The organism is Hyalangium minutum (assembly GCF_000737315.1).
In the GTDB taxonomy this organism is placed as follows: domain Bacteria; phylum Myxococcota; class Myxococcia; order Myxococcales; family Myxococcaceae; genus Hyalangium; species Hyalangium minutum.
Window position 1 is genome coordinate 21,562 of record NZ_JMCB01000033.1, and the last position, 19,659, is coordinate 41,220.

Sequence of the window (19,659 nt, forward strand, 5' to 3'; positions counted from 1 at the left end):
TGCGTCAATGGCGAATCCTGTGAAGCCGAGTGAGGAGTCCGAGAAGCAGCAGCTGAGCCTTGGGACGGAGGCGGCGCGCCAGCTGGCGACGACGACCAAGTCCGTTCCGCAGATGCAAGGCATCTCCTCGCGGTGGCTGCTGAAGCTGCTGCCTTGGGTGCAGGTGTCCGGCGGCACCTACCGCGTCAACCGCCGTCTGACCTATGCCGTCGGCGACGGCCGGGTGACGTTCACCAGCACGGGCGCGAAGGTACAGGTCATCCCGCAGGAGCTGTGCGAGCTGCCGCTGCTGCGCGGCTTCGAGGACACCGCGGTGCTGCAGGCCCTGGCCGAACGCTTCGTCCAGAAGGAGTACAAGGCCGGCGAGGTCATCACCGAGAAGGGCAAGGAGGCGGACCTGATCTGCCTGATCGCCCACGGCAAGGTGAACAAGATCGGCGCGGGCAAGTACGGCGACGAGACGGTGATGGATGTGCTCGCGGACGGCGACCACTACAGCTACGAGGCGCTGCTCGAGTCGCAGGACTACTGGCAGTTCACGGTCAAGGCGCTCACTCCGGCCACGGTGCTCGTCCTGAAGCAGGATGCCTTCGAGGCGGTGGTGGCTCAGGCCCCGTCGCTGCAGAAGCACATCACTGACTTCAAGGCCCGGCTGAAGAAGAAGCAGGACACGTCGGGCCAGGCCGCCATCGAGCTGGCCGCGGGCCACAAGGGCGAGCCCGTGCTGCCCGGCACCTACGTGGACTACGAGACGTCCCCGCGCGAGTACGAGCTGAGCGTCGCGCAGACGGTGCTGCAGATCCACTCGCGCGTGGCGGACCTGTTCAATGACCCCATGAACCAGACCGAGCAGCAGCTCCGTCTGACCGTGGAGGCGCTGAAGGAGCGCAAGGAGCACGAGCTCGTCAACAACCGCGAGTTCGGCCTGCTGCACAACGCGGACCTCAAGCAGCGCATCCACACCCGCGGCGGCCCGCCGACGCCGGACGACATGGACGAGCTGCTGGCCACCGTGTGGAAGGATCCGTCCTTCTTCCTGGCGCACCCGCGCACCATCGCGGCGTTCGGCCAGGAGTGCAGCCGCCGCGGCATCTACCCCACCAGCGTGGATGTGAGCGGCAACATGGTTCCCGCGTGGCGCGGCATCCCCATCTTCCCGTGCAACAAGATCCCCATCAGCGAGAGCCGCACCAGCTCCATCATGCTGATGCGCACGGGCGAGAAGAACCAGGGCGTCGTCGGCCTGCACCAGGCCGGCATCCCCGACGAGATCGAGCCCAGCATGAATGTCCGCTTCATGGGCATCAACGAGAAGGCCGTCATCTCCTACCTGGTGACGTCCTACTTCTCGTCGGCGGTGCTCGTGCCGGATGCGCTCGGCATCCTGGAGAGCGTCGAGATCGGCCGCAGCTAGCCTGCCGTCCACGGCTCGGACCACACGTTAGGAACACCTCATGGCGAACTCAGTGAACACGGGCAGTGCCCCAAATGCCGATGAACAGCTGCTGAGTCTCAGCACCGCTGGCGCCCGGCAGCTGACCACGACGACGAAGACGCAGCCACAGATGCAGGGGATCTCCCCTCGGTGGCTGCTGCGGATGCTGCCCTGGGTCCAGGTGTCCGGTGGCACGTACCGCGTCAACCGGCGCCTGTCCTATACCGTGGGGGACGACCGGCTGAACTTCAGCAACATCGGCGCCAAGGTGGAGATCATCCCCCAGGAGCTGCTCAAGCTGCCGCTGCTGCGCGGCCTGGACTCCGAGGCGTTGACGCTGGACGCCCTGGCACGCCAGTTCGTGCAGCGCGAGTTCAAGACCGGAGATCTGATCGTCGAGGCGGGCAAGCCCGCCGAGCACGTGTTCCTGCTGGCGCACGGCAAGGCCAACAAGCTGGGCACGGGCAAGTACGGCGATCCGATCATCCTCGAAGTACTCGGTGACGGCGACCACTTCGGCGATCAGGCCGTGGTGGAGTCGAACGACGTCTGGCCGTTCACCGTGAAGGCGCTCACGCCGTGCACGGTGATGCTGCTGCCGCAGCAGGCGTTCGAGACCCTCATCCGCCAGTCCCCGGCGCTCAACGCACACGTCGAGGTCTACAAGCGGCGGCTGAAGATGCCCCAGGACAAGATGGGGCAGGCTGCCATTGAGCTGGCTGCGGGCCACAAGGGTGAGCCGGAGCTGCCGGGCACCTTCGTGGACTACGAGCTCCGGCCTCGCGAGTACGAGCTGAGCGTGGCGCAGACGATCCTCAACGTGCACACCCGCGTTGCGGACATCTACAACGATCCGATGAACCAGACGCAGGAGCAGCTGCGGCTGACCATCGAGGCTCTGCGCGAGCGCCAGGAGTACGAGCTCATCAACAACCGGGAGTTCGGGTTCCTGCACAATGCAGATCTCAAGCAGCGCCTCCATCCGCGCAGCGGGCCGCCGACGCCGGATGATCTGGATGAGCTGCTGAGCCGGCGCCGCAAGTCCCGGTTCTTCCTGGCGCACCCGCGCACCATCGCGGCGTTCGGCCAGGAGTGCAACCGCCGGGGCATCTATCCCACCCCAGTCGAGGTGAACGGCAGCCGGTTCATGGCCTGGCGCGGCGTCCCCCTGCTGCCCTGCGACAAGATCCCCATCACCCCGGAGCGGACCACGTCCATCATCGTGATGCGCACCGGCGAGGGGGACCAGGGTGTCATCGGCCTCCACAACGCGGGAGTCCCGGACGAGGTGCAGCCCAGCCTCTCGGTGCGCCGCATGGACATCAGCGAGAAGGCCATCACCTCCTACCTGGTGAGCGTCTACTTCTCGGCGGCAGTCCTGGTTCCGGACGCCCTGGGCGTGCTGGAGAACATCGAGCTCGGGCGCTGACGGGCGGGCCTCCGGCGGCCGGGGAGGTGGGTTCAGAAGGTTTTTCGGAGCGACCGATGATTTTTGTCGGCCGGTCCAGTCCAAGCCTTTGAACCCACCTTTTCGGAGGCATTCATGGCCGCCAGCTCCGTTGCTTCGCCGTCCCCCCTCGCCCTCAATGATTCGCGTCAGAACCCGAAGGCTTCTGCGGCTGTGGTGCCCCGGGTTTCAAGGGCGGCTTTGTGGACGGGGCGCATTCTCAGCGGTTTCGCGGTCGTCTTCCTGCTGGGCGACGGGGTGTTCAAGTTCCTGCAGACCCCCGAGGCGGTAAAGGGGACGGTCGAGCTGGGCTATCCGGTGAGCGTCCTCGTGGGGCTGGGCATCACCGAGCTGATCTGCCTCGCCGTGTACCTGCTCCCGCGCACCTCGGTACTGGGGGCCATTCTCTGGACGGGCTACCTCGGGGGCGCCATCGCGACGCATGTCCGCGTCGGCAACCCCCTCTTCAGCCACGTGCTGTTCCCGGTCTACCTGGCTGCCTTCCTGTGGCTCGGGCTGTGGCTCCGGGAGCCGCGCCTCCGCGCCCTGGTGCCGCTGCGGAACAAGCCGTAGCGGGAGAGGCGCGGAGCAGGGCTAGAAGCGCCCGCCCAGCGTGATGTTGGCGTTGAAGAGATTGCCGCTGTTGTCGAGGCCGGGGCGCACGTCTTCCGCGAAGCTCTCGCCGAACATCAGGCGGTAGCTGGCCCTCGCCCCCGCGAAGATGGTGCCGAAGTTGTAGTCCACGCCCGCCGCCAGCGGCAGCTCCTCGACGATATCGTTTTTATAGAGGAAGTCCGCGCCGTCCGTGGGGTTGATGTAGCTCAGGCCCAGGCCCGCGCCGACGAAGGGCCGCCACTTGTCGTTGATCAGCGGTCCCGCCTTGGCCATCAGCCCGAGGTTGTGGCGGTAGAGGCCCTCGCCCGAAGAGCCGATGAGCGACTCATCAATGGGGATGCGCTGCCCCTCGTAGCCCACCTCGACTCCGAGCGCGGGCCAGACCTGAGCATCGGCCGCGATGCCGAGGAGCGGGCCCGTGCCCGTATACTCACCCGCAGCGCCCGTCAGTCCTCCCAGACCGACGCGGACATCCAGCCCCACCTGCGCCTCTGCCGGATTGTAGTGGAGCTTCGTTCCCACCTCCTGGGCTTCAACCTGCGCGAGGGCGGGAACGGCGAACAGCAGGGCGGCGGCTGCCAGGCTTCCCACGACCGAACGGTTCTTCATTGTGACCTCCCAGAAAGTGAGTCAGGAAGAATCTGGGCACGTGTCCACAGTTGGAAGAAGCGGTGCCAGAGCGGGCATTCCGGCGCATGGAGAGCGTGCCCGGAGCCCGAGCCACACCTCAGGGGCCCGGCTGTCCGGGTGCCTACTTCTTCCCGAAGAGCTTCCGCAGACCGGAGAAGAGACCCGCAGGGCTCTCCTTGGTCTCGGTGGCAAAGGGCGAGCGCGCGATGAGGGCCTCGCGGGCCGTGTCGTCCAAGTCCTCCGTGGCCAGCGTCACCGGCTGGCGCTTCGCACCGGGCAGGGTGGCCGACAGCGAGAGGATGCCGTCCTGCGAAAGGGAGAAGTGGAGCTCCGCTTCTCCCGTGCGCTCGAATTGGAAGTGGAGCGCTCCGAGGTACTCGCTCTCCGAGGCGAGGGAGGAAGCCCCTTGGAAGATGGCCAGCGAGAGCGGTCCCGGGGTGACGGGCAGGACGAGCGTTTTGTCTGCAGGAAGGCGGGTGTTGCGCTCGAAGACGCGACGGAGCGTGCCCCCGCGCTCGGCCACACCGAGTGGTACGGAGAGCACATCCGAGACGGTGGCACCTGGCTTGCCGGAGTCGATCTCCAGCAGCGAGCGGCCCAGCAGCGCCGCCCCGAATGCTCCCGCGGTGAGCGGATCCACGTCGGAGCGTACGGGCACCCCGAGGCTCTCTTCGAGCCGCCGGCGGACGAGCGGGGCCCGGCTCTGGCCACCCACGAGCACCACGGCATCCAGGCCCTGGGGGGTGAGGGAGCTGGACTCCAACACTTCGCGGGTGGCTTCCGTCACGCGCTGGGCGAGATCCGCGGTGAGTGCCTCCACGCGCTCGCGGTTGAGGGTGAGGCTGGGTCCCTCGCGGAGGCGGACGGGTGTCTCATCCTGCTCGCTGAGGCGTACCTTGGCTGACTCGGCGGCGGCGCGCAGCGGTCCCCAGTCGAGCGAAGGCTCCTGCGAAGAGGTGCCCGAGTTCCGCAGGTCGCTCATCAGGGCCTCGGTGATGCGAGCATCGAAGTCCATGCCGCCGAGCGTCGGATCGGAGCCCGTGGTGACGATCTCGAGGTCATCGCCGGTGACCTGCACGACGGAGACCTCGAGCCCGCCTCCGCCGAGGTCCACCACGAGGACGCGCTTGCGAGCCAGGCCCCGGCCATGTCCGTACGCGAGCGTGGCCGCGGCGGGGGCATTGAGCACGCGCAGGGTCTGAAGGCCCGCGCGCTCACCGGCCTCGCGCAGGGCGGCTCGCTGGCGGGCATCGAAGTAGGCAGGGACGCACAGCACGGCGCGGGTGGCCTCGCGGCCGAGGAACGCGCCGGCGCTGGCCTTGAGCTCACGCAGGAGCTGAGCGGCGAAGTCGGTCAGGGAGATGACGCGCCCACCCAGCTCGACCCCCGCATCCCCGCGCGGGTCGGCAGCGACGGAGAAGGGGAGCCCCACGAAGCTGCGAAGCCGGGGGGAGCGCGCGCGCAGGCCGAGCAGGCGTTTGAGGCCCGTGGCGGCGTGGCGGGAGTTTCGCTCGGCCTCGGCCAGGGCCGCCGCTCCGACGAGGAGCTGCCCCGAGGCATCGACCGCGAGCATGGAGGGAAGGCCCTGAGCCTCCACGCCTCCCGAGGAGATGAGGCGGACCGAGCCCTCGTGGAACACAGCGACACGGGCTTGGGTCGTGCCCAGGTCGATGCCCAGGACGACCTCGGGCGCGGAGGGAGCCACGGGGGCGCTGACCGGCATGTCGAGCACGGTCCTCCGGCGGCCTCGGCCCTCCGAGACACGGCGAGAGTCCTCGGACGGGGCGGCGGGAACCTCGGTGCGAGAGGGCTCCGGAGGCAGAGGTGCGAGCGGCGGAACCTCCTCGGTGCGCGGCTCGGGCGGGAGCGATGGAGCGGCAGGCGCACGCGCCACGGGTGGCGCCGCAGGGGGCGCTGCGGGAATCGCGGGAATGGAAACCGAAGGGCGAGGGGGAGGGCGAGCAGGAGGCTCGGCGGAGGCAGGGCCCGCCGTGCGCTGGACCAACCCAGGCGGAGGCGTGGGGAGCGGATCGACCGGAGGACGGGGGATGGCTTTCGCCGTGGGGGAAACGGGTTCTGCCGGAGGAGGCGTCCCGGTGGGAGGCGGAGTGAAGGGGACGGACCACATCCGAACCGTGGGAGCTTTGGGCTCCCGAAGTGGCTCTGTGCGCTGGGGAGAAACCGGAGGTGCTGCGGAAGGAGCCGGAGGTGGGGGCACTGCGGGAGTAGGTGAAGCCGTCGCCGGAGGAGCCGCAGGCGGTGGACGCGCCGCCGCTGCCGGAGGAGGTGGGGCCACCGAAGGCACAGCAGCCGAGAGGGACGGAGACGTCCGGCGGACCATGCCCGGAGGCGGAGCCAGGGGCTGTGGCGCAGGCGCTCTTGGGGCCTCCACAGGTACCGGTGTGGGGGGCTTTACCGGGGCGGTTGCAGGAGCCGGGACCTGTGTTTCCACCGAGGCGGGCGGGAGCGGCTGCCCACTGCGCAGCGCCACCACGCGATCGATGAGCGCCTTGCTCTGCGCATCCAGCTTCACGAAGCGGACGCTCATCCCCGAGCGCCCACCTTCCTCGGCCTGCGCTTTGACGACGACGCCCTCGCCGCGCAGCAGCCGAGCGCCGTTGGCGAGGACGAACTCGAAGGCGATTGCGGTGCCCTCTTCCTTCAGGGCCTTGGTGGCGATGAACACACCGGCGCGCGCGACGTTCGAGCCGTACTTCTCGATGAACTCCTCCTCCGTGGTGTACGGGAGGCGGATGCGCAGCGGGAGGAGCTTGGGCGCGACCGTCACCGTTCACCGCCTCAGGGGGAGCTCATCGCAAGGCGAGGCGGACATCTCCGCTGGTCGCTGGCAGCACGAGCGTCAGGCCCGCATCAAGGGTGGACGGAGGAACCTCGAAGAAGAGCACCACATCGGAGCGCTCCTCCGGGGCCCAGGTGTGGCGCAGCTCGCGTGTCCCAGCGGCGATCTGGACGTCCCGGGCCAGCGGGTACTCCTTGCCGGCCGCATCCATCAGCTTCGCTCCATCGAGCGAGAGTGCCGCCGGGGCCTGCCCCACGTTCTGCATGACGAGCTGCACGCGGAGGAACTGATCCTCGGTGGTGAGGCTCAGCTTGCCGCCCTTCACCGAGTGCGAGGCCTCCAGGCCGGTGAGCTTCACGGCCACGGTGTCCACGTGCTTCGTCTCGTTGGAGTCCGGCAACCGCAGCTTGCGGTCCGAGGCGCCCTCATCGGCCGTGGCCAGTCCCGCGAGGCCCATGTCGGGGTCCTCGTCGGCCTGCTGGGCGCGGGCCGGAGGGCCCGAGGCAGCACCGCCCTTGCCCACACGGTCCGCCTCGGCGCGCAGCTTGGCGAGCGTGCGGTCCTCCTGGGGCGGAGCCTCCTCCTTCGTGCAGCCCCACGCGAGGGCCGCCGCCAGGAGAATCGGGGTCAGGGCGGTGCGGGGGCTCATGCGCGGTCCTTCATCAGCTCGTAGAGCTTGTCGAGCGCCGCGGGGAGCTTGGACGGATCCGGGCCGCCGGCCTGGGCCATGTCGGCCTTGCCGCCGCCCTTGCCGCCCACTTCCTTGGCCATCTCGCGCACGAGGTCGCCCGCGCTGATGCCCTTGGCGACCACGTCCTTGGTCGCGGCCACGAGGATGAGCGCCTTGCCATCCTTCTCGCCGCCGATGGCGATGACGCCCGAGCGGATGCGGTCGCGCAGCTGGTCCGCCAGCCCGCGGTAGACCTTGTCGTCGGCCGGGTCCACGCGGGTGGCCAGCACCTTCATGCCGTTCACCTCGCGGGCCTGGTCGAGCAGGTCCTTGCTGGAGGCCGTCTGCGCCTTCACGGCGACCTCCTCGATCTTCTTCTCCAGCTCCTTCACGCGCTTCTGGGTGGCCTCCACGCGCTTGGAGAGCTCCTTGGGCGTGGTCTTCAGCAGCTCGGCCGCCTTGCGCAGCTCGCGCTCCGTCTCGCGCAGGTACTGGAGGGCGCCCACGCCGGTGACGGCGGTGATGCGCCGCACGCCCGAGGCAATGCCGCTCTCGCTGACGATCTTGAACAGACCGATGTCGCCGCTGCGCTTCACGTGCGTGCCGCCACACAGCTCGGTGGACTGCGGGTGCACGGTGACGACGCGCACCGTCTCGCCGTACTTCTCACCGAACATGGCCACCGCGCCGGACTTCTTCGCGTCGTCCAGCTTCATGATGCGCGTCTGGGACTCGGCGTTCTCACGGATCCAGCCGTTGACCAGGTCTTCCACCTGATCCATCTGCTCGGGCGTGGGCACGGCGAAGTGCGAGTAGTCGAAGCGCAGGAAGTCCGGCGCCACCACGGAGCCGGCCTGCTTCACGTGGTCGCCGAGCACCATCTTGAGCGCGCGGTGCATCAGGTGCGTGGCCGAGTGGTTCGCGCGGATGGACTTGCGCCGCTCACCATCCACCGCTGCCTGGACCATGTCGCCGGCCTTGAACGTGCCCTCCTTCACCTCCACGGTGTGGACGATGAGGCCCGAGACCGGGCGCTGTGCGTCCAGCACGTTCGCCACGGCCTTGCCGCCATGGCCGGTGATGCGGCCGGTGTCACCGATCTGGCCGCCGGACTCGCCGTAGAAGGGCGTCCGGTCCAGCACCAGCTCCACCTTGTCGCCCGCGGAGGCCTGGGCCACCTCCTGGCCGTCCTTGATGATGGCGCGCACGGAGCCCTCGCCCTCGTGGCCCTCGCCGTCGTAGCCGAGGAACTCCGTGGTCCCCAGCCGATCCGCCAGCTTGAGGTACACGTCCCCGACGGCCTTGTCCTTGTTGAGCTTGCCCGAGTCCGCGCCGCGCGGCGTGTTCATGATCTCCCAGAACTTGGTCAGATCGACGTCGTAGCCGCGCTCGCGGGCGATGATCTGCGTCAAGTCCCACGGGAAGCCGTGCGTGTCATGGAGGAAGAAGGTCGCCTCGCCGGAGATGGCCTTGCCGCCGCTGTCCTTCAGGCGGGTGATCTCCTCGTCGATCATCTTCAGGCCGCGGTTGAGCGTGCGGCGGAAGGACTCCTCCTCGTGGCGGGTGTTCTCGAGCACGAAGGTGCGGCTCTCGCGCAGCTCGGGGTAGGCGTCGCCCATCAGCTCGATGACGCGGTCCACGACCTTGAAGAAGAACACCTCGTCCAGGCCCAGCAGCGAGCCGTGGCGGATGGCGCGGCGCATGATGCGGCGGAGCACGTAGCCGCGGCCTTCGTTGGAGGGCTGCACGCCGTCGGAGAGGAGGAACGCGGCCGCGCGGCTGTGGTCCGCGATGACGCGCATGGAGGCGCCGTCCTCCTGGGTGTACGGCTTGCCGGCCAGCTCGCTCACCTTGGACAGGATGCTCTGGAACAGGTCCGTGTCGTAGTTGGAGCGCTTGCCCTGAACGACGGAGGCGATGCGCTCCAGCCCCGCGCCCGTGTCGATGGACGGCTTGGGCAGCGGGATGAGCGGCGCGTCCTTCTCCTTGCGCTCGAACTGCATGAACACCAGGTTCCAGATCTCCAGCCACCGGTCGCAGTCGCACGCCACGCCCTGGCACGGACGGCCAGCGGAGACCTCGGCGCAGGGGATGTCATCGCCCTGGTGGTAGTGAATCTCGGAGCACGGGCCGCACGGGCCGGTGTCGCCCATGGCCCAGAAGTTGTCCTTCAGGCCCAGCTTGTAGATGCGGTCGCGCGCAACGCCCTGCTTGGCCCACAGCTCGAAGGCCTCCTCGTCCCAAGGGATGCCACCCTCGCCGTTGAACACGGTGACGGCCAAGCGGGCCTTGTCCAGGCCCAGCGTCTTCGTGACGAACTCCCAGCCGTAGGCGATGGCGTCGGCCTTGAAGTAGTCGCCGAAGGAGAAGTTGCCGAGCATCTCGAAGAACGTGTGGTGCCGGGCGGTGTAGCCCACGTTGTCGAGATCGTTGTGCTTGCCACCGGCGCGCACGCACTTCTGCGAGGTGGTGGCGCGGCTGTAGTCGCGCTTCTCGCGGCCGGTGAACACGTCCTTGAACTGGACCATGCCCGCGTTGGTGAACAGCAGCGTCGGGTCGTTCTGGGGAACGAGCGGGGACGAGGCCACGCGGCGATGGCTGCGGTCCTCGAAGAACTTGAGGAACGCCTCGCGAATCTGGGAGGCGGTAAGGGCGGAAGGCATGGTGTGGGTATATGCCACAAGAGGCCGCCTCGCAGGAGTTCTTGCTGACCGTCCCCCGCCTGCCTGGCGTCCGGGCGCCTCCTAGGGGCTCAGGGAGTCCCTCCCACCCGCAGGAAGAGGTAGGGAAGTCACCGAGATCATTCCAGAGGGTGCTCAGGGTGCGCTAAAGTGCTTGGCCACCCCATGCGGCTTTTGCCCGTTGCGCTCCTGTTGTTTGCCCTGCCTGCCCTGGCTCAGGTGGATGCCCGCGTGGCGTTCCTCACCAAGCAGCTAGAGAAGGGCAAGGATCCTCGTGCCCGCTCCCAGGCGGCGCTGGTGCTGGGGGCCACCGAGGAGCCCGAGGCCGTCCGCCCGCTGTGCACGGGGCTGGAGGATGAGAGTGAGGTGGTCCGCGCGGCCGCCGCCAAGGGGCTGGCGACGCTGAAGGAGGCCTCGGGCCTGGATTGCTTGAAGAAGCACCAGGAGAAGGACGCCGCCACGCTGGTGGCCGTGCGCGAGGCCATCAAGGCCCTGGAGGACTTCAAGAACCGCAAGCCGCGCCTGTACGTGGCGCTAGGGCTGAAGGACAAGACGGGCTCACTGTCTCCGGAGTTGGTGAAGATCTCCGAGGAGCGCCTGAAGCGGCGGCTCATCCACGCGGGGGCGATGCTGGCGCCTCCCAAAGAGACAAAAAAGGCCGCGCAGGGCGTGCTGAAAAAGAACAGCATCCGTGGCTACCAGCTCAACATCGAGATTTCGAATACGGAGGGCGGCGGGCTGCGCCTGGCCGTCCTGTGTTTGCGGTACCCGGACATGGCCCTGCTCGGGCAGGTGGACGTGCAGGCCTCCGGGGCCGAGCCCGCGGATCTCCTCAAGGCGCTGATTCCCAAGGCCATCGAGGACGCCGCGGAAACCTTCGAGTGGAGTACCTGAAACCCCTATGTCCTCAGAACCGCAGAAGGATGGCAGCAAGCGGCGCCAGTGGCGCAACTTCCTCCTCGAGCCGAAGTTCCAGCTGAAGTTCACGGTGTACCTGATTGCCGTGGCGCTGGTGGTGGCGGCGGGGCTGGGGGTGTTCCTGTACCGGAACACGCGGGCGCTGCTGGACGAGGCGAACAACTCACTGGAAGCCCGCTCGCGCGCCGCCGAGGCCAGCCGCGAGCTGTCCAACGCCACGCTCTCCAACGAGCTCATCAAGCGGATGGGGGATCCGGTCTTCGTGGCGCAGCTGGAGGCGACCTCCAAGGCCATTGACGAGCGCTACGAGGCGGAGCGGGCGGCCATCGTCGCGCAGAAGGCGGAGCTGGAGCGGCGCCAGCGCACCATGTGGACGGTGTTCATGGGCGCATTCGCGGCGTTCCTGGTGTTGATTGCGCTGACGAGCATCGTGCTGACGCACCGGGTGGCCGGCCCGCTGCTGCGCATCCGCCGCATGGTGAAGGACGTGGCGGGTGGCACCATCCGTCCGCCGCCCTACGGGCTGCGCGACAAGGATGAGCTGAAGGACCTCTTCGATGCGACGCGGGGCATGATGCACGTGCTGCGCAAGCAGGTGGAGGATGACGCGCTGGTGCTCAGTCATGCGCTGGAGCGCGCCCAGCAGGAGGGCGTGAAGAGCGAGTGGATGGATGACCTGCGCACGCTGGAGTCGCGTATCAAAGGTCGGCTGTGACACGGGTGTCCCGGCTCCACGCGGGCAGGGACTCTTCTGAGAGCAGCTGAGGCAGGACCAGGTCGCGGAGCGCCATGAGCGTGCGGTTCTGCTGGATGTTGGCGTTCAGCATGTCCAGGAGGGGCCGCGTGTGCCGGTTGAGCGCCTCGGCGCACTGCGTATCAGGGAGGGCAATCGGGTAGTGGGCCATGCGCTCCCAACTCGTCCGAGGCATTCGCGTGCCGCCGGAGCCCAAGTCGGTGTAGCTGACGAACTCCGCACTGGAGAGGTGGCCGAGCACAAGACTCGCGTACACCGGGTCCGTGGGCTCCACCACGACGATGTCGGTGGAGCAGACGCCGTCAACAGGAGCGATGCCCACCTTGTGGAAGTAGGGGCGCAGCTTGCCGAACAGGAAGTGGCCCGCGCGGAACCGGCACTTCTGGCTCTGTACCTCCGAGGCCTCTCCCCAGCGCGGCAGCGTGATGGACCGCGGGGGCATGTGCTCCAGCCCGATGTAGGGGGTCGAGCCCTCGATCTGTCCGGGATAGACGATCTCCCGGATCTGGCGGGCGACGTCCCCCAGGGTGCCCCAGCGCCAGCCCGTGGGCAGGGCCCCTTCCTCTGTCAGGTCGAACGTGCTCGGGAACAGCGCCGCAGTCTCGGCACTCATACCCAGCGGTGCGTGTCCTTCGGCCTTCGCGGCCACCGGCTGGAAGGTGACGAACCAGGCTTCGAACAGCGTCCGGATCAGTTCCTCGATCGTCCGGTTCAGCTGGCGGGTGAGCTCAAGCCTCTCATCGAGCGTCCCCAGCACCTCAGCAATGCGCCGCTGGACCTGGACCGGCGGCACCTCGACCTCGTGCCGCTCCAGGGCGGAGGACTTGAGGTACGGCAGCGCTGAGCCCTCGATCAGCTCCTCGAAGTCGAGTGTGCACAGCAGGTAGTAGAGAAAGCGCGCGTCCACGCTCTCGCGAGGGACGGCCGCCATCAGGTTGTTGTCGAGCAGGGTGGGCCGTGTCGTCAGCCGCTTCCGGTTCTGGCGGATCGCCTCGCCGATCTTCGCGAAGATGACTGAGCCTGCGGGAATGGGCCGGGCCCGTAGCTTCGCGGCGGTCTCGGCGTCCACCGCGTTCTCCGCGCCCACGATGAAGAGCTCGTTGCCGGGGCGGTTCAAGTCGCTGACCTTGAGGAACGGAAACTCGCCGTGGTTGTGCCCCTGAAACTGGGGCGGAAAGGCCACCCCCGCCCGGAGCTCACACAGCTCCCCCAGCGTCACAGTCCTGCGTTCACTCGCCATGGCGCAGTTCCTTCACGAGCACCCGTAGCCGCGCATCCAGCGCCGCCGCCTTGTCGAGTTCCTGCTCTAGCTGCGCGGTCAGCCGGGGCAGACGCTCCTCGAATTCCTCGGCGTCCTCCAGGTTCGCGGCGCCCACGTAGCGCCCGGGCGTGAGCGCGTAGCCCTGGTCTCGTACCTCCTGGAGGCTCGCCACGCGGGCGAAGCCGGGCACCTCTTGGGGGCGGCCCTTGCGGCGGAACTCCTGATAGGTGGCGGCGATGCGGGTGATCTCCTCGGGGCTCAGCTGCTTCTGCTTCCGCGAGCCTGGGATGAGCGCGCCCATCCCGCGCCCATCGATAAAGAGGATCTCCCCGGTGCGCTTGCGGCTCTCCCGCCCGCCCGTGCGCGCCTTGGAGAGGAACCAGAGCGTGCAGGGGATCTGCGTGTTGGCGAAGAGCTGCGCGGAGAGCTGGACCACGCAGTCCACGAAGTCGGCCTCCACCAGGGTCCGGCGCACCTCCAGCCGGCCGGTCTGGTTGTTGGACAGCTCTCCTGCGGCCATGACGAAGCCCGCGGTGCCTCCCTCCTTGAGGTGATACAGGAAGTGCATCATCCACATGGGGTTGGCGTTGCGCGGAGACAGCGGCATCTTCTGCCCGGCAATCACCAGCCTGGGGTCATCCTCGGAGAGCTGGTCGGCGCCCCAGCCCTCGCGCCCCTTGGAGCCATCGTTGAAGGGCGGGTTGGACAGGATGTAGTCCGCCTTCAGCTGGGGATGCCGGTCTTCCGAGTAGGTGTTGCCCAGGCGGATGTCGCCCCCGAGGCCATGGATGAACAGGTTCACCCGGCACAGGCGGTAGGTGAACTCCTTGCTCTCCTGGCCGAAGAACATGAGCCGGCCCCGGTGCTTCGCGAACACGTCCGACTGCACGAACATGCCGCCCGAGCCGCAGCACGGGTCGTAGACGATGCCGCGCGTGGGCTCCAGCATGGCCACGAGGAGTTCCACGATGGTGGTGGGAGTGAAGTACTCGCCGCCACGCTTGCCTTCGGAGGAGGCGAACTCGCCGATGAAGTACTGGTAGATGCGGCCGAGAAGATCCTCCCCGTCTCCGTTGTCGAAGGCGTCGCACGAGAACAAGTGGAACAGCCGCGTCACGATGTGCCGGTCCACGTTGGACGTGGCGTAGATCCTCGGCAGCATTCCGCGCAGTGGATCCGGGTACGCCTTCTCCAGCGCCTCCAGGGCATCGTCGAGGCGGAGCTTGATGTCGGCGTCTTCGGCGTGCGCGAGCAGCTCGCTCCAGCGGGCCTTCTTGGGAACGGGGACGGCGCCTGGCCGGTGCTTCTCCTGACGGATCGAGAGGATGCGCAGGAAGATGAAGGGGAGCACGAAGCGCTTGTACTCGGCGGGCTCGATGGAGCCTCGGAGGGCCACGGCGGCCTGCCAGAGCTCCTTGACCAGCCCCATGATTCGGGGGGCCTGGGACGCATGCTGAGGGTGTCGCTGTCTCTGAACACCGGTTGTGGATTTCCTGGCCAACGTCCCCCCTTGGCAGCGCGCTGCGAGCGTCGCACTGCCTCAGTTCGGTCCAGGCTACATCGACCGGCCTCACCATGGGAGCACGGCCGTGAAACAAATACACTGGGTAGTGTTGACAGACACCGATACAGTGGGTTGGAAAATCCCCATGGGCCCGAGCCAGGGGCTCGATTCGAAAGGCGCTGAAACATGCATGAATCACCGGTGTATGACGCCATTGTTATCGGGGCGGGGCTCGCCGGGCTGGCCGCGGGACTGCGCCTCCAGCAGAGCGGCCTCCAGGTGCTGATCCTGGAGCGGCGCGAGGTGCCGGGGGGGCTCTGTGGAACGCGGATGCTGGACGGCTACGAGTTCGTCATCGCCTGCAACGACTTCGGGACGGGCCTGGAGCGGGAGCTGAGCGAGCTGGGCGTCCAGGTCCGCTTCAAGCGCGTGCGGACGCGGTTCACGCTGGAGCGCGAGGTCTACGAGCTCCCGCCGACGGGCCGGATGATGCTCTCGCTCGCGCGGCACCCGGGAGATGTCTGGAGGTTGCTCCGCACGCTGAAGAACCCGGCCCTCCTGGGGCAGTACGAGACCCTCGCGCAGCTCGTGCACGGGCGTATTCGGAGCCCGGACTTCGCCGACTTCTTGAACTCGTTCGCCTATCCGTCTTCGAGGACGCCAGAGGACCTCCGGATCGACGAGCTGCTGGCGGGCTTCTCCAAGGAGTACGCCTACGGGTACGACCAGTCGATCATCCCCGAGGGAGGGCCGGGTGTGCTCGTCCAGCGGATGGTCGAGCGGTTCGAGGCGCTCGGGGGCAAGCTCCTGCTGCGCACGGAGTGCACGGGCATCTCCATCCGGGGAGATCTCAAGGCGGTCGCCACGGCTGGCGGCGAGTACATCGCGCGGCAGGTCGTCACGAGCGAGCCGCGGTGGGGCAGCTTCCCGGCGGATGCGAAGCCGGGGCTGGCGCTGGGGATGATCCACCTCGCGGTGAAGAAGAGCCTGCCGTTCCCGCAGGGGTTCCACACGATCACGTGGTTTCCGCGCAACGTGGTGGGCTGGATGCGCAGTCTGGACGAGGGGCAGATGCCGGAGGCGTTCGGGTTCCACCTGTTCGCGAGCGACTTGCCGCCCAAGCCGGACTACTACTCGATCAACCTCTATCTGCCGTTCCCGCGTGGGGTGGAGGAGTTCTCTCCGGAGGAGCGCCAGCGCGTCGAGCGCTATGCTCTCGAGAAAGCAGAGCGCCTGCTGCCGGGGCTCCAGGCTGCACTCCTTTATCAGCGCTTCGTGTCCGTGAAGGAGTACAGCCAGCTGCACGGCCTGTCGTGTTACCCGGTGCCCGCGTTCTCCAAGACGAGCGTCCACAAAGCGCCGGGCTATGACCCGGCGCGGGACGTGTTCCATGTGGGCAACTCCGTGCACCCACCAGGAGAGCACGCGGGAGCGGCCGTGCTCTCGGCCCGCCTTGCCGCGAAGGCGGTGTTGCGCAGAGTGCGCACCTGACCTTCGCGGGTCGAGGTGCCCAGGTGCAGCTCAGGGGCGGTTCGGGTCGACGGTGAGGCCCATCTCGCGCAGCGCCGCGTGGATGCGCAGGCGGGCCTCGGCCCAAGGCAGGGCCTCCACCCGGTAGCCCGACAGCGCGTCGAGCAACTGGGAGCGGTAGCTCGGATTGCCCGGGTCGGCGATCACCACCACGCCCCGGTCATTGTGCGAGCGGATCAACCGCCCCACCCCCTGGCGCATCAGCAGCAACGCTCGAGGCAGCCGGTACTGGATGAACCCGAGGTACTCACTGCCACCACGGGTCAGCGCCTCCTCGCGCGAGGCCACCAGCGGCCGGCTCGGAGGCTCCAGCGGCAGCTTGTCGATGAAGACGCACCCCACGCCGCGCCCGGGGATGTCCACGCCTTGCCAGAAGCTCTTGGTACCCAGCAGCACCGTGCCCGCGTCCCGCTCCTGTCGTGCCACCAGCGAGCGCCCGTGCCCACGCGTCTGCCGCATGACCTCGATGCCCATCGGCTCCAGCCGGGACTGCACCGCGAGTCCCACCCGCTCCATCCGCCGCGTGGAGGCGAACAGGCCCAGCAGTCGTCCGCCCATGGCCTGGGCCAGTCCGGAGATGCGCATCGACGCCCACTCCACGAACGGCTCCTCGTGGGCCCGCGGCGCGTCCGTCACCAGCACCACCAGCGCCTGCTCCCGCAGCTTGAAGGGGGAGGGGGCTCGCAGCAGCCGGGGCGCGGGTGTCTCTCCACGCCCCGACAGTCCCAGGCGCCGTAGGACGAATGGGTTTTCCTGCCCTGTGCTCAGTGTGGCCGAGGTCAGCACCAGCGACCGCTTCGTCGCCGCGAAGTCGCGCGACACATACGACGAGACGTCGATCGGCTGCGCTCCCACGCTCCACCGGGAGCGCTTGGGCTCCGCCGTGGCCGCGTAGCACCGGCTCTCTGCAGGCTCTCCCGCCAGTTCTTCCGCCAGCCTCGTCAGATCCGCCAACTCCGAGGCAGCACCCGCCAGCTCGCGCTCGAGCGCTGGCTGCCGCACCGCCATGTCTGGCATGGCCTCGGGCACGAGCAGTGTCAGCACCTTGTGCACCCGCTGCAGCACCTCGCGCATGTCCTGGAGGGATTCACGGAGGGGCGCCCACGCGGGCAAGGCCCGCACCGCCGGGGTGATCCGCAGCTCGGGGGCATAGGCCGCCTCGTCCGAGTCCTCGTTGGGCGACGCCGCGGGCTCGCACAGCGCTGTCACCTGCTCGCCCAGAACCATGGCCATGTTGAACAAGGTGCTCAGAGCGCCATGCAGCTCGTTCATCACCGCGAGACCGATGTCCCGCCGCGTGCTCACCAGGGCGCGCCGCAGCTCGGCGATGAGGCCTTTCCGGCCATCCCGCCCATTCAGCCGCTCGCTGAGCCGGAGGAAGGTCAGGTCCGACAGCTCCAGGGTGAGCGCCGTGGTGGCCACATCCTCCACCTCGTGCGCCTCGTCGAGCACCAGGTGATCCAGCTTGGGGTAGCGAGGCGGCCACGCGAAGGCCAGCGACTGGTTGATGACGAGCACATCCGCCGCCCGCGCCTGCGCCACCGCCGAATGGTAGTAGCACCGGTGGTAGTGCGGGCACCGCTCGCCCAGCGTCGTCGCCGCCTCGGAGCGCACCGCGGGCACCAGCGTGTTCATCTGCGGGAAGCGCTCGCGGAACCAGTGGCTCAGCCGATCCAGGTCCCCATCCGTGCTGCGCCGCATGAACGCGCGGAGGTAGGCCCGGGGCGCGCGGGCTTCGTGCCGCATCCCCGGTTCCACCAGTGTCGCGTCCAGCGCGCGGCGGCGGCACAGGTAGTTCGTCTGGCCCTTGAGCAGCGCGTAGCCGAAGGCGCCCCCGGTGGCACGGTGAAGCCGGGGCAGGTCCTTCTCGATGAGCTGGTCCTGCAGCGTCTTGGTGTGGGGCGCCACCGCCACCTTGCGCCCGTTGCGCGCCGCGAACAGCGCCGACGGTGCCAGGTACGCCAGGGACTTGCCTGTGCCCGTGCTCGCCTCCACCGCGAGCTGACCGCCCTCGGAGAGCGTACGCGCCACCGCCCGCGACATCTCGAGCTGCGCGGGTCGGCTCTTGAAGCCCTCTTCCTGCTTCTCCAGTGCCCCTCCGGGCCCCAGCAGCGCCGTCACCTCGTCAGCGCGAACCGGCTGCACGGGAGTTCCCGGCTCGGGCTCGGGTGGGGCCTTGGCACCTCCGGCACGCAGGCGCTCGGGGCGGCCCTGGAGGAACCCTCCGGTGGTCTCCAGCTTGAGAGGCATCGGCTTCGCCCGGCATGCCTCCCATAGGCGGTAGAGCAGCGACAGCAGCGGTTGCTCCTCCGAGGCGCTGTCCTCGTCCACGGCCGCCTCGCCGGCCTCCGCCTGCGCGAGCCTCAGCGCCGCCTTCGAGCGAGGATCCAGCGTGGCCAACAGGTCCGCGATGTCATCCGCGCGGCCGTCGCGGATACACCCGTCCATGGCGTGCACCAGCACCGCGTGGGTGGCCAGGCAGTCCGTCACCACGCGGTGCGCCGTGCGCGGCTTCTGCCCCGCCCACCGCAGCATCGACTCCAGCGAGTGGCTCGACAGCTCCGGGTGCAGGTAGTGCAGCAGCTCGCACGAGTCGAGCACCGGAGCGCGGATGGGCCCCAGCAAGTCCGGGAGGAAGCCTTTTTCAAAAGGCGCGTTGTGCGCCACCACCGTCCAGCCCCTGAGGGCCTCGCGCAGCTCGGCGATGTCGCTGCCGAACCGGGGCCGGCCCTCGAGCAGGGCGTCATCGATGCCCGTCAGCCGGCGGATGGTGATGGGCAGGGGCCTCGAGGGCGAGTACAGCCGGGCGATGCGGCGCACCTCCTGGCCGTTCTCGAAGAAGAGGGCACCCAGCTCGATGACCTCGTCCGTACGGGGATCCAGCCCCGTCGTCTCGAGATCGAGGAACACATGCCGTGTCAAAAGCTCCGCCGCACTGCCCATGGGTAGGGCCCAGCCTAGCCGCCTTCCGGCGTCGGGCCGAGCCTCACTCCACCATGAACGCGCCGCTGATCATCTGACCCATCGCGCAGCCGTAGGTAAGGGTCCCCGTCTTGTTCGGGGTGAACGCGATTTCCACGGGGGTGTTGAGGGGCAGCGGCGTGTTGATGCCGTAGTCCTTCATCACGATCTCCGTGGCGCACGTCTCCTCGGTCTTCCGGGTGACGACCAGCTTCACCGGCTCGTCCTTCTTCAGCGAGATGGGCGAGGGCTCATAGCCCTTCTCCGTCACGGTGAGCGTAATGACGCGCGGGCCATCGCCCGGCTTGCGAGTCTCGGAGGCCGCTGCGGCGGGAGGCGTCTCCGCCTTCTGCTCCTTGGAGCACCCCTGCTGCGAGGCGAGGACGGCCCCGGTAGCCGCCAGGGCCAGCAGCGGCTTGATGATCTTCGAGAAGAAACGTCGCATGGGGTCCT

The 19,659-nt window shown here is 68.4% G+C and carries 14 protein-coding genes; 6 read left to right on the plus strand and 8 right to left on the minus strand.

The genetic code is table 11. The annotated features are described in order from the left end of the window. The first annotated feature begins 7 nt into the window (after nt 1–7). The 3 genes from DB31_RS43330 (at nt 8) to DB31_RS43340 (ending at nt 3,455) form a co-directional block, all read left to right on the plus strand. Nucleotides 8–1,414: a family 2B encapsulin nanocompartment shell protein gene (locus DB31_RS43330; RefSeq protein ID WP_044199667.1), complete on the plus strand. Its 1,407-nt coding sequence runs from the start codon at nt 8–10 to the stop codon at nt 1,412–1,414. Nucleotides 1,415–1,454: 40 nt separating this feature from the next. Further along, the gene (locus tag DB31_RS43335; protein ID WP_044199668.1) at nt 1,455–2,864 is read left to right on the plus strand and encodes a family 2B encapsulin nanocompartment shell protein; all 1,410 of its coding nucleotides are present in this window, start codon (nt 1,455–1,457) and stop codon (nt 2,862–2,864) included. A 219-nt stretch (nt 2,865–3,083) separates the two neighbouring features. Beyond that, nucleotides 3,084–3,455, plus strand: coding sequence for a DoxX family protein (locus DB31_RS43340; RefSeq protein ID WP_240487279.1), 372 nt, complete (start codon nt 3,084–3,086; stop codon nt 3,453–3,455). A gap of 21 nt (nt 3,456–3,476) precedes the next feature. Here DB31_RS43340 and DB31_RS43345 read toward each other — a convergent pair whose 3' ends face one another. The 4 genes from DB31_RS43345 to alaS all read right to left on the minus strand — a co-directional run bounded on the left by DB31_RS43345 (nt 3,477) and on the right by alaS (nt 10,260). After that, nucleotides 3,477–4,106, minus strand: coding sequence for an outer membrane beta-barrel protein (locus DB31_RS43345; RefSeq protein ID WP_044199670.1), 630 nt, complete (start codon nt 4,104–4,106; stop codon nt 3,477–3,479). A 142-nt stretch (nt 4,107–4,248) separates the two neighbouring features. Next, nucleotides 4,249–6,915, minus strand: a complete 2,667-nt coding sequence (locus tag DB31_RS46155; RefSeq protein WP_044199673.1) for an Hsp70 family protein — start codon at nt 6,913–6,915, stop codon at nt 4,249–4,251. A gap of 22 nt (nt 6,916–6,937) precedes the next feature. Beyond that, complete coding sequence (locus DB31_RS43355) at nt 6,938–7,576, minus strand: DUF4352 domain-containing protein (RefSeq protein WP_044199675.1); 639 nt, start codon at nt 7,574–7,576, stop codon at nt 6,938–6,940. After that, nucleotides 7,573–10,260: an alanine--tRNA ligase gene (alaS, locus tag DB31_RS43360; protein WP_044199678.1), complete on the minus strand. Its 2,688-nt coding sequence runs from the start codon at nt 10,258–10,260 to the stop codon at nt 7,573–7,575. Before alaS ends, DB31_RS43355 begins: the two co-directional genes overlap by 4 nt. 183 nt (nt 10,261–10,443) lie before the next feature. Between alaS and DB31_RS43365 the strand changes: the two genes are divergently transcribed. Together DB31_RS43365 and DB31_RS43370 are read left to right on the plus strand one after the other, a co-directional pair. Further along, nucleotides 10,444–11,172, plus strand: coding sequence for a HEAT repeat domain-containing protein (locus DB31_RS43365; RefSeq protein ID WP_044199681.1), 729 nt, complete (start codon nt 10,444–10,446; stop codon nt 11,170–11,172). 7 nt (nt 11,173–11,179) lie between these two features. Continuing rightward, complete coding sequence (locus DB31_RS43370) at nt 11,180–11,911, plus strand: methyl-accepting chemotaxis protein (RefSeq protein ID WP_044199683.1); 732 nt, start codon at nt 11,180–11,182, stop codon at nt 11,909–11,911. Here DB31_RS43370 and DB31_RS43375 read toward each other — a convergent pair. Continuing rightward, the gene (locus DB31_RS43375) at nt 11,895–13,190 is read right to left on the minus strand and encodes a restriction endonuclease subunit S (protein WP_083969240.1); all 1,296 of its coding nucleotides are present in this window, start codon (nt 13,188–13,190) and stop codon (nt 11,895–11,897) included. The two genes, DB31_RS43370 and DB31_RS43375, sit on opposite strands and share 17 nt — an antisense overlap. Then, a complete protein-coding gene (locus DB31_RS43380; protein WP_044199685.1) occupies nt 13,180–14,640 on the minus strand; it encodes a type I restriction-modification system subunit M in 1,461 nt (486 codons plus the stop codon). Before DB31_RS43380 ends, DB31_RS43375 begins: the two co-directional genes overlap by 11 nt. A gap of 261 nt (nt 14,641–14,901) precedes the next feature. On the opposite strand from DB31_RS43380, the gene DB31_RS43385 reads away from it, so the two are divergent. Then, nucleotides 14,902–16,206 (plus strand): phytoene desaturase family protein, encoded by a 1,305-nt coding sequence (locus DB31_RS43385; protein WP_083969241.1) that lies wholly within the window; start codon nt 14,902–14,904, stop codon nt 16,204–16,206. Between the two features lie 30 nt (nt 16,207–16,236). On the opposite strand, the gene DB31_RS43390 is transcribed toward DB31_RS43385, so the two are convergent. Both DB31_RS43390 and DB31_RS43395 read right to left on the minus strand, forming a co-directional pair. Continuing rightward, nucleotides 16,237–19,188 (minus strand): helicase C-terminal domain-containing protein, encoded by a 2,952-nt coding sequence (locus DB31_RS43390; RefSeq protein ID WP_044199688.1) that lies wholly within the window; start codon nt 19,186–19,188, stop codon nt 16,237–16,239. Nucleotides 19,189–19,231: 43 nt separating this feature from the next. Beyond that, entirely contained in the window at nt 19,232–19,651 is a 420-nt protein-coding gene (locus tag DB31_RS43395) for a cupredoxin domain-containing protein (RefSeq protein ID WP_044199691.1), read from the minus strand. Nucleotides 19,652–19,659 lie beyond the last annotated feature (8 nt).

Bases quoted from the DNA above. Each gene is read 5' to 3' on its own strand.
- DB31_RS43330 (WP_044199667.1), top strand. From the start codon at position 8: ATGGCGAATCCTGTGAAGCCGAGTGAGGAGTCCGAGAAGCAGCAGCTG.
- DB31_RS43370 (WP_044199683.1), top strand. From the start codon at position 11,180: ATGTCCTCAGAACCGCAGAAGGATGGCAGCAAGCGGCGCCAGTGGCGC.
- DB31_RS43375 (WP_083969240.1), bottom strand. From the start codon at position 13,190: ATGGCGAGTGAACGCAGGACTGTGACGCTGGGGGAGCTGTGTGAGCTC.
- DB31_RS43395 (WP_044199691.1), bottom strand. From the start codon at position 19,651: ATGCGACGTTTCTTCTCGAAGATCATCAAGCCGCTGCTGGCCCTGGCG.
- DB31_RS43365 (WP_044199681.1), top strand. From the start codon at position 10,444: ATGCGGCTTTTGCCCGTTGCGCTCCTGTTGTTTGCCCTGCCTGCCCTG.
- alaS (WP_044199678.1), bottom strand. From the start codon at position 10,260: ATGCCTTCCGCCCTTACCGCCTCCCAGATTCGCGAGGCGTTCCTCAAG.
- DB31_RS43355 (WP_044199675.1), bottom strand. From the start codon at position 7,576: ATGAGCCCCCGCACCGCCCTGACCCCGATTCTCCTGGCGGCGGCCCTC.
- DB31_RS43390 (WP_044199688.1), bottom strand. From the start codon at position 19,188: ATGGGCAGTGCGGCGGAGCTTTTGACACGGCATGTGTTCCTCGATCTC.
- DB31_RS43380 (WP_044199685.1), bottom strand. From the start codon at position 14,640: ATGGGGCTGGTCAAGGAGCTCTGGCAGGCCGCCGTGGCCCTCCGAGGC.
- DB31_RS43385 (WP_083969241.1), top strand. From the start codon at position 14,902: ATGCATGAATCACCGGTGTATGACGCCATTGTTATCGGGGCGGGGCTC.
- DB31_RS43335 (WP_044199668.1), top strand. From the start codon at position 1,455: ATGGCGAACTCAGTGAACACGGGCAGTGCCCCAAATGCCGATGAACAG.
- DB31_RS43345 (WP_044199670.1), bottom strand. From the start codon at position 4,106: ATGAAGAACCGTTCGGTCGTGGGAAGCCTGGCAGCCGCCGCCCTGCTG.